Consider the following 7192-nt stretch of genomic DNA (forward strand, 5'->3'; position numbering starts at 1 on the left):
CAATTTATGCATTACTACAACCGACAGAGACCGCACCAATCGCTCAATGGACGAACGCCAGCTGAGGAGGTGCTAAACTAGACAGTGCCTCCTTCCCAAGTTTATCAGATCACATCAGATACTGTTGGTGGAGTATATAGTCCAAAGTGGCAAAGTGGAAATCGGTTATCTTTCCAGAAGAATCTATCCGAATATACTATAAAAATACCTCGGTCATACGAAATACTTGAGCATAAGATAGTGGAAGAGAATGTTGTAGATGTCGAAAGTACACTTCAGAACGCGGAGGTTGTCAAATAATGCCTATTACACTTCCAACCCCTCGCAGCCTGCCCTTCAACGTTTGTATTCCAACAGGACGTACATCATACTGTGTGGCGGCTGAAGACACGGTTATTGGTGGCAGACGTGACTGTGGTGAGGAAAAAACACCACCCCTAGCATCTGCTAGTATTACATATTCTGAAGAAGTAATCACTTGGAATGGTGTTGAAACTCGGACTAGCGTTTCATTTTGGATAGGGATCGAAGAAAACCTCAATGCTATTTGGGTCGGAGACTCAATGGGTAACTGTGCTCGTATTTTTGCTGACCCACCAAGCCCTTCCGCATCTATCGATGATACTGTCGATCACCTAGGCAGTTATACAGATGATGTCGCAGAGCAAATTGACGATTTAGGAGGTCCGAGTGAGGGATCTACTGGGAATGATGTTCTTATCCCGTTAGCAATCATAGTTATAGCAATTTTATTTGTGATCACTGGTGGAGCAGCCTTCTCATAAATAACCAATATATTATATAAATACTTATAGTAATTGTATTCACAAAACGAAATCTCTATTACTGTTCTCTCGAATCACAGAACATGGTGTTAATCCAAGGAAGTTTCAATGCAAAGTCTCTTTTAGCAACAATTGGATTAATTGCTACAATAGTATTTCTAGGACAATTCAGCACATCACTACCTGCACTGTTTTTATACGGAGTGCTAATTGTGGTGGCACTCCTAATCCCATATAGAAATGTAGGAAATGACATCCTACTGAGGATTATCGGTTGTTCTTCTATTGGTGTTGGTATTTGGTTCTATTTATGGCAGATTGGTTCCTTCACCTCTCTCTTGCTTTATATTATGGTTGGAATTTTGGCTATCATTTTGCCATCCGTCCTCCCACAAAACATTTTAGAATGAATGTAACAACTACACTATATAACACTCACAATTGTTGTTCACTATACATCGGTTTCCTCCTCTCTCGAATGGAATTCTCGTTGCTTACCAGCGAACTTGCCAAATTAGATCAGGACATTTTCGATACTTCTACTCGCAATCTCTAGAACGTTTCAGACATATCTCAACAGTATCGCTCGAGATCCGAATTGTCTTTCAGCCGGTGTCAGAAGCGGTCTACTGGGGAAAGACAGTTACCCTTCGACGCCGGTCACGTCGTAGCCGAGCTCGCGGACGTCCTCGAGGATCGCCTCGTGGTCGGCCGTCGCCAGGTAGTAGATGACGATGTCGAAACTCCCCTCGCGCAGGAGTTGCTGGCACTCCCAGACGAACTCCTCGTCGTCCAGGGTCAGTCCCTGATGCTGGTTCGAAGAGAAATCGGGATCGTCGTTGCCGGAGTAGACGTAGCAGTCCTCCGGGTCGTGTCCCGAGTGCTCGGCGATGATATCGCCGACGTCGAGCGTGGCCTGCATCATCTGGACGTCCGCCTGACCGTCGTACTCGGTGTGGACGACTGCCCCGTTGAGTTCGATATCGCCGGGTTCGAGCAGGGCCTTGGTCCGCTGATAAAGGTCGTCGTCGATCGCGTCTGCCATTGTCGAACTCGAGGGCGGCCGAACGGATAGCGCTCACGATTTTCTCGAGCGACGGTGGGTCCGTGGTCTACACCCACATACGATTCTCATGCTGCCGTATCGCACGCAAGACACATAGGTATCGGTGACGTTTTGCCGTTCGATGAAGCGGTGGCTCCGGCAGCGCGTCGACGATGCGTACGAGCAGTTGCTCTCGAGAGAGATTTCCGGCGCACCGACTCACGTCGCAGTGATCCAGGACGGAAATCGTCGGTACGCTCGCCAGCAGGGCGACGACGCCCCCCAGGGTCACCGCGACGGTGCCAAGACGACCGAGCGGGTTCTCGAGTGGTGTCAGGACGTCGGCGTCGAGGAACTGACGCTGTACACGTTCTCGACGGAGAACTTCGACCGTCCCGACGAGGAGAACGAAGAGTTGTTCGACCTCCTCTGTGAGAAACTCCACGAGTTCGCCGACGCCGACCGCGTCCACGATAACGAGGTCCGGATCCGGGCGATCGGCGCCGTCGAACGGCTTCCCGAGCGGGTCCGAGACGCCGTCGAGTACGCCGATCGACGAACGCAGGAGTACGATCGATTCGTGCTCAACATCGCGCTCGCGTACGGTGGGCGCTCCCAGTTGCTCGAGGCGGTCCAGGGCGTCGCTGACGACGTCGACGCCGGCACGCTCGAACCCGACGAGATCGACGTCGAGACGATCGAGAACCGACTCTACGAGCGCCCCGTCCGGGACGTCGACCTCATTATCCGGACGGGCGGCGACGAACGGACCTCGAACTTCCTGCCGTGGCACGCCAACGGCAACGAGGCCGCGGTCTTCTTCTGTACGCCCTACTGGCCCGAGTTCTCGAAAACCGACTTCCTGCGGGGCATCCGGACGTACGAATCCCGCGAGGAGTCGTGGCGGCGGACGCGGGCGCGACGGGCGATGGCCCTGCTCGGCGCCGTCGGCGACACGGAACTGACCGAAGCCCAGTCGGTCGTCGAGCGCTTTCGCGACTCGCTTCCGACGGCCGAACAGCCCGACCCCGACGAGCTAGACGGAGTCGACGCCAGCCAACTCGAGAACGTCGACTCGAGCGGACGCGCCGCGAACTGAAGCGGGCGACTCCGTTTCGGTGCTCACCGACGGAGACGTCATCGCTATCGTGACAGTGTGTTGGTGAACGAAAGGGTTTTATTCACCATCTTCGCACAAAGACTTATCATGGCTCCGACTCGCATTCTCGTCGACGTCCAGCGGTTCACACGACTAACGGGCCTTTCGGCGGACGTGGCCCACGGCTTGCTCGGGAGTACTCGCATCCGTGTCGCCGTCCACGTCCTCTCCCGGTGCGAGCCGCCGATCCCGGTTTCCCGTCTCGCTCGACTGGCCGTCGCAGTCGACGCTACAGCCTCTCCGCGAGCGGCCCGTATTTCGCTCGCGCACGCGGCGCTCCCAAAACTCGAGGACTACGGCGTGGTCGAGTACGAACTGGGGGCCGAACAGCTTCGCATCTCCGGTCCGATCGTCGATCTCGAGGAGCCGCTCGGAACGATCCGAAACGGCGACGAGTCGATCGAACGGCTCGAGTCGCGGGAGTTTCGGAAGTCGTGAGAATCGCGACGGCCCCGGCGACCGGCGTCGTCACCGACCGAACCGTCTCGAGCGATTACAGTACTCACGGACCGCTCGCAGAAAGTCCCGTTTCCGGAAGTCCCGCCAGTTGACGTCGGTAAAGTAGAGTTCGGAGTAGACCGACTGCCAGATCATGAAATCCGAGAGGCGTTCGGCGCCGGTCTTGATCACCAGATCCGGCTCCGAGGGAAAGATCAGGTGCGCTTCGACCCGTTCGTCGTCGATCTCGTCCGGCTCGAGGTCGCCGTCTTCGACTCGTTCTGCGAGCGTCTGGACTGCCCTCGTAAACTCGTGTTTGCCGCCGAGACCGATCCCGATCCGTATCGGCGCGTCCGCACGCGTTTGATCGTCCGGTCCGCGAACGGCTACGTCCCGCGGCGCGTCGATCGTCTCGAGTTCGCGGCGCAGCGCCGGCACCGCGGCGGCGTCGAGTACGCTCACGTAGACGGTCACCTGTTCGGCGTACTCGAACGCCCACGTAAAGAAGTCCGTCAGCGTCTCGTAGGCGCCACGCTCTAGCAGATCGCGCTCGGTAATCACGAGCGCGACGTGGTCGGGCGGCTCGCCGTCGTGGCGAGCGATTCGGATGGAGAGATACTGTTCGTACAGGCCCACGCGAGTGGATTTTCGGTCCGGTGACATACCGGTTTCGGGTCGCCGTAGTCGGGTCTCCGCGACTGCCGTCGGGAGTGTTCTCGACGCTGCGCGAGCGAAGGAGGGCCTACAACTGGTCGCGAGTCGATCGCTCGCTCGCGTTAGCGAAAACCACTCGTTCGGCTGTCAGTCGGTGTGAGCCGTCCGAGAACGGCGACAGCGAGGTTCACGAACCTTCAAGTAAACGCCACAGAAAGGTCTCGGTATCGTGACCGCACCCGTCCGGCGAGCAGGCGTGTTCGCGGCGCTGTGTACGCTCGCCTTCGCTGTCCCCCTCGGCGGTCCCGTCCTCGGGGCCGCACTGGCCGCCGTCGTCGTCCTCGGGGCGGTCGCCGTCACCGACGGGCCGCTGTTCGACCTCCTCGCGTATCCGGGCGACTACGAGGCGGGGCGGCTCTACGGCCTCATCACGTTCGTTCTCGCGGCCGCCACGCTCGGCGTCATCGCCGTCGTCGAATCGATGCCGATCGCGATCTTCGTCGGAACCGTCCTCCTCGTCGGCTACGGAAATCTCGCGGACCGACTCGGACGCATCTGGACCGACAGCGACGTCCTCCTCGTGGCGGCGTTCTGTTCGGGCGCGACGCTCGCCGCCGTCGTCGGACAGGCCGGAACGCGGGCCATCGCCGACGGCACCGTCGAGGGTCTCGAGGCGGCGCTCCCGACGATGATCTTTCTCGCTGCCAGCGGCGCCCTTCTCGCCGCGTTGCTGCGGGACGTCCTGTTCGTCCAGGACGACCCCGTCGTCATGCTCGCCGTCGGACTCCTCGGGTGGCTGCTCGCGGAACTCGAGCCGGCGCTGTCGCTGACCGGCCTCGAGATCCTCGCGGCCCTCGTCGTTACCGTCCTCCTCGGCTACGCCTCGTACGCCCTCGAAACGGCCTCCATCGCGGGAATGCTCACCGGCATCCTGCTCGGCCTGTTGACGATCGTTCTCGGCGGATACGGCTGGTTTATCGTCCTGATCTCCTTTTTCGCCATCGGCGGCCTCTCCTCGAAGTACCGCTACGAGGAAAAGGAGGAACTCGGCGTCGCCGAGGACAACGACGGGGCCCGCGGCAGCGGGAACGTACTCGGCAACGCCGCGGTCGCGATCGCCGCCGTGCTCGGCTACGCGGCGAGTTCGGCGTCGTTGCTGCCCACCGATCTCGAGCCGACGCTCTTTCTGTTCGCTTTCGCCGGCGCCGTCGCGACCGCGATGAGCGACACCCTCTCGAGCGAGATCGGGAGCGTCTTCGACGAACCGCGGCTGATCACGACGCTCGAGCGCGTCGAACCCGGGACCGACGGCGGCGTCACCTGGCAGGGCGAGGTGGCCGGAATCGTCGGCGCAACCGTCGTCGCCGCGATCTCCTACGCGCTGTTCCCGGCGGTTTCGACCGTCGGCGCGGCGATCATCGTCGCCGCCGGAATCGTCGGCATGACCGTCGACAGTCTCCTCGGTGCGACCCTCGAAGGCTCCGTGTTAGGGAATCAGGGCGTGAACTTCCTGGCGACGCTGTCCGGAGCGCTGTGCTGTGCGCTGTTGGTGCTGTCGCTCGCGCTACTCGGCTGAGAACGCACCCGCAATGCGATGAAGCGATTCGACCCACCGTACTCACTGTACTCGACGACGGTTCCCGTCAGTCGTCCGAAATCGGCCCGAATCCGTCCGTCGAGCCGGAGTGGTCGGCGTCAGGAACGCTCGAGGCGCCGTCGGCCCGCCACTGATCGTACGCCGCGGCGTGGGTCACGGCGAACAGCAGGATCACCCAGATACCGAGAAGCGCGAGCGCGGCCAGCGGCGGTGGTGACATCTCGAGCGAAACTCGGGCGTCGCTCGTTATCAACATCTCGGAACGCGGCCGGTGTGTGAGACAAAATCACGTTCTATAGCACCGCTACTGCCGGCACACGCAAGTATTTCGAAGTTCACCCGGCGTCCGGTGGCGTCTCCGCGATATCGTCGATCGCGTGGATCTGCACGCCGGTCGGCCGCTTGGTAAACTGTCCGAGCGAGCGTGCGACGATCCGCTCGACGCCCCGGTCGGCGGCCAGATCGAGCAGTCGCTGGCCGAGGATCTCGTCGAGGACGATCGTCGCTGGCGCCGGATCGGCGTCCTCGAGGGCGCCGTAAGCCTCGCTCGCGTCGGTCTCCGCTCGCACGTCTCCGTCGGCGTCGAGAAACCGCACGCGTCCGGTCTGCTCCCGAACGATCTCGCTCGCGTGGCCGTAGACGGTCTGGGGGCCGTCGTCCTCGTCGGCCGCTCGAGCGCTGCCGGCGGACTCGGCGGTCGGCTTTGTCGCCGACGTTGATCCAGCGTCGATCGTCGATTCGACATCGGACTCGGAACCGGTTTCGGCCGTTTCGGTGCCGGCAGCGCCGGGACTCGAGGGTGACGGCGTCGCCGACTCGAGGGTGACGGCGTCGGCGTCGGTCTCGGCTCCGTTACCGTCGCTCTCACTGGTCTCGTCCGTTCGGGTCGGCGGCGTCGGTGCCGGCGCCGGCGACGCGCTGCCGTCGGTGGCGGCGATAGCCTCGCGGGGCTCGTTCAGTTCGGAGACGGTCTCGTAGGGGACTTTGTTTCGCAACGCGGCGAACAGCTGGTGGTGATCGAGATCTTCGACGGAGGTGCCACCGGGGGCGAACGCGACGTAGTCGACGTCGCCGACCTGCGAGAGCTCCTCGAGGATGAGGTCGCCGCCGCGGTCGCCGTCTAAAAAGGCCGTAACCGTCCGGTGGTGGGTCAGTTCGGCCACGGCGTCGGGGACGTCCGTCCCCTCGACGGCGATGGCGTTTTTGACGCCGTACTTCAGGAGCGTGAGGACGTCGGAGCGGCCCTCGACGACGATGATCGCGTCGCTGTCGGTGACCCGCGGTCCGGCGGGCAGTCCCTCGTACTCCGTGATGTCCTCGACGCGGACGTGCTGGCGGACCTCCGCTAAGATCTCCTCGGAGGTCATCACCGAGTCGTCGAATCCGGTCCGGAGCAACTCCTTCGCTCGATCGACCACTTCCTTGCGTTTCGCCGCGCGGACGTCCTCGATCTCGGTCACCTCGAGGGTGGCTCGACAGGGACCGACTCTGTCTCTTATACACATCTCTGATGG

At 60.9% G+C, this 7192-nt stretch carries 9 protein-coding genes and 1 pseudogene (1 of these 10 cut by a window edge); 6 read left to right on the forward strand and 4 right to left on the reverse strand.

Going from position 1 to position 7192, the window contains the following annotated elements; translation table 11 throughout:
- From C493_RS22720 to C493_RS22730, 3 genes are all read left to right on the forward strand, one after another.
- Nucleotides 1–81, forward strand: an 81-nt coding sequence (locus tag C493_RS22720) for an integrase core domain-containing protein (protein ID WP_152421172.1), incomplete at its 5' end; no start/stop codon positions are given.
- A 218-nt stretch (nt 82–299) separates the two neighbouring features.
- Nucleotides 300–785 (forward strand): hypothetical protein, encoded by a 486-nt coding sequence (locus C493_RS22725; protein ID WP_161606906.1) that lies wholly within the window; start codon nt 300–302, stop codon nt 783–785.
- 83 nt (nt 786–868) lie between these two features.
- The gene (locus tag C493_RS22730; RefSeq protein ID WP_152421171.1) at nt 869–1195 is read left to right on the forward strand and encodes a hypothetical protein; all 327 of its coding nucleotides are present in this window, start codon (nt 869–871) and stop codon (nt 1193–1195) included.
- A 233-nt stretch (nt 1196–1428) separates the two neighbouring features.
- Here the strand turns inward: C493_RS22730 and C493_RS14785 are convergent, their stop codons facing one another.
- Nucleotides 1429–1830 (reverse strand): DUF5778 family protein, encoded by a 402-nt coding sequence (locus C493_RS14785; RefSeq protein ID WP_007260270.1) that lies wholly within the window; start codon nt 1828–1830, stop codon nt 1429–1431.
- A gap of 142 nt (nt 1831–1972) precedes the next feature.
- On the opposite strand from C493_RS14785, the gene uppS reads away from it, so the two are divergent.
- Both uppS and C493_RS14795 read left to right on the forward strand, forming a co-directional pair.
- Nucleotides 1973–2929, forward strand: a complete 957-nt coding sequence (uppS, locus tag C493_RS14790; RefSeq protein WP_007260271.1) for a polyprenyl diphosphate synthase — start codon at nt 1973–1975, stop codon at nt 2927–2929.
- 108 nt (nt 2930–3037) lie between these two features.
- Nucleotides 3038–3427, forward strand: a complete 390-nt coding sequence (locus tag C493_RS14795) for a DUF7344 domain-containing protein (protein ID WP_007260272.1) — start codon at nt 3038–3040, stop codon at nt 3425–3427.
- Nucleotides 3428–3457: 30 nt separating this feature from the next.
- On the opposite strand, the gene C493_RS14800 is transcribed toward C493_RS14795, so the two are convergent.
- Nucleotides 3458–4063 (reverse strand): undecaprenyl diphosphate synthase family protein, encoded by a 606-nt coding sequence (locus C493_RS14800; RefSeq protein ID WP_007260273.1) that lies wholly within the window; start codon nt 4061–4063, stop codon nt 3458–3460.
- A 247-nt stretch (nt 4064–4310) separates the two neighbouring features.
- Between C493_RS14800 and C493_RS14805 the strand changes: the two genes are divergently transcribed.
- Entirely contained in the window at nt 4311–5657 is a 1347-nt protein-coding gene (locus C493_RS14805) for a DUF92 domain-containing protein (RefSeq protein WP_049889393.1), read from the forward strand.
- Between the two features lie 67 nt (nt 5658–5724).
- Here the strand turns inward: C493_RS14805 and C493_RS23250 are convergent, their stop codons facing one another.
- Both C493_RS23250 and dnaG read right to left on the reverse strand, forming a co-directional pair.
- Nucleotides 5725–5898, reverse strand: coding sequence for a hypothetical protein (locus tag C493_RS23250; RefSeq protein ID WP_162471456.1), 174 nt, complete (start codon nt 5896–5898; stop codon nt 5725–5727).
- 115 nt (nt 5899–6013) lie between these two features.
- Nucleotides 6014–7192, reverse strand: a pseudogene (gene dnaG / locus C493_RS14815) (DNA primase DnaG) (it continues 197 nt past the right edge of the window).

This window comes from Natronolimnohabitans innermongolicus JCM 12255 (assembly GCF_000337215.1).
Classification (GTDB): domain Archaea; phylum Halobacteriota; class Halobacteria; order Halobacteriales; family Natrialbaceae; genus Natronolimnohabitans; species Natronolimnohabitans innermongolicus.

What these genes read in the sequence shown, in the direction of transcription:
- C493_RS23250 (WP_162471456.1), bottom strand. Translation starts at nt 5,898, where the DNA reads ATGTCACCACCGCCGCTGGCCGCGCTCGCGCTTCTCGGTATCTGGGTG.
- C493_RS14785 (WP_007260270.1), bottom strand. Translation starts at nt 1,830, where the DNA reads ATGGCAGACGCGATCGACGACGACCTTTATCAGCGGACCAAGGCCCTG.
- C493_RS22725 (WP_161606906.1), top strand. Translation starts at nt 300, where the DNA reads ATGCCTATTACACTTCCAACCCCTCGCAGCCTGCCCTTCAACGTTTGT.
- C493_RS22730 (WP_152421171.1), top strand. Translation starts at nt 869, where the DNA reads ATGGTGTTAATCCAAGGAAGTTTCAATGCAAAGTCTCTTTTAGCAACA.
- C493_RS14795 (WP_007260272.1), top strand. Translation starts at nt 3,038, where the DNA reads ATGGCTCCGACTCGCATTCTCGTCGACGTCCAGCGGTTCACACGACTA.
- uppS (WP_007260271.1), top strand. Translation starts at nt 1,973, where the DNA reads ATGAAGCGGTGGCTCCGGCAGCGCGTCGACGATGCGTACGAGCAGTTG.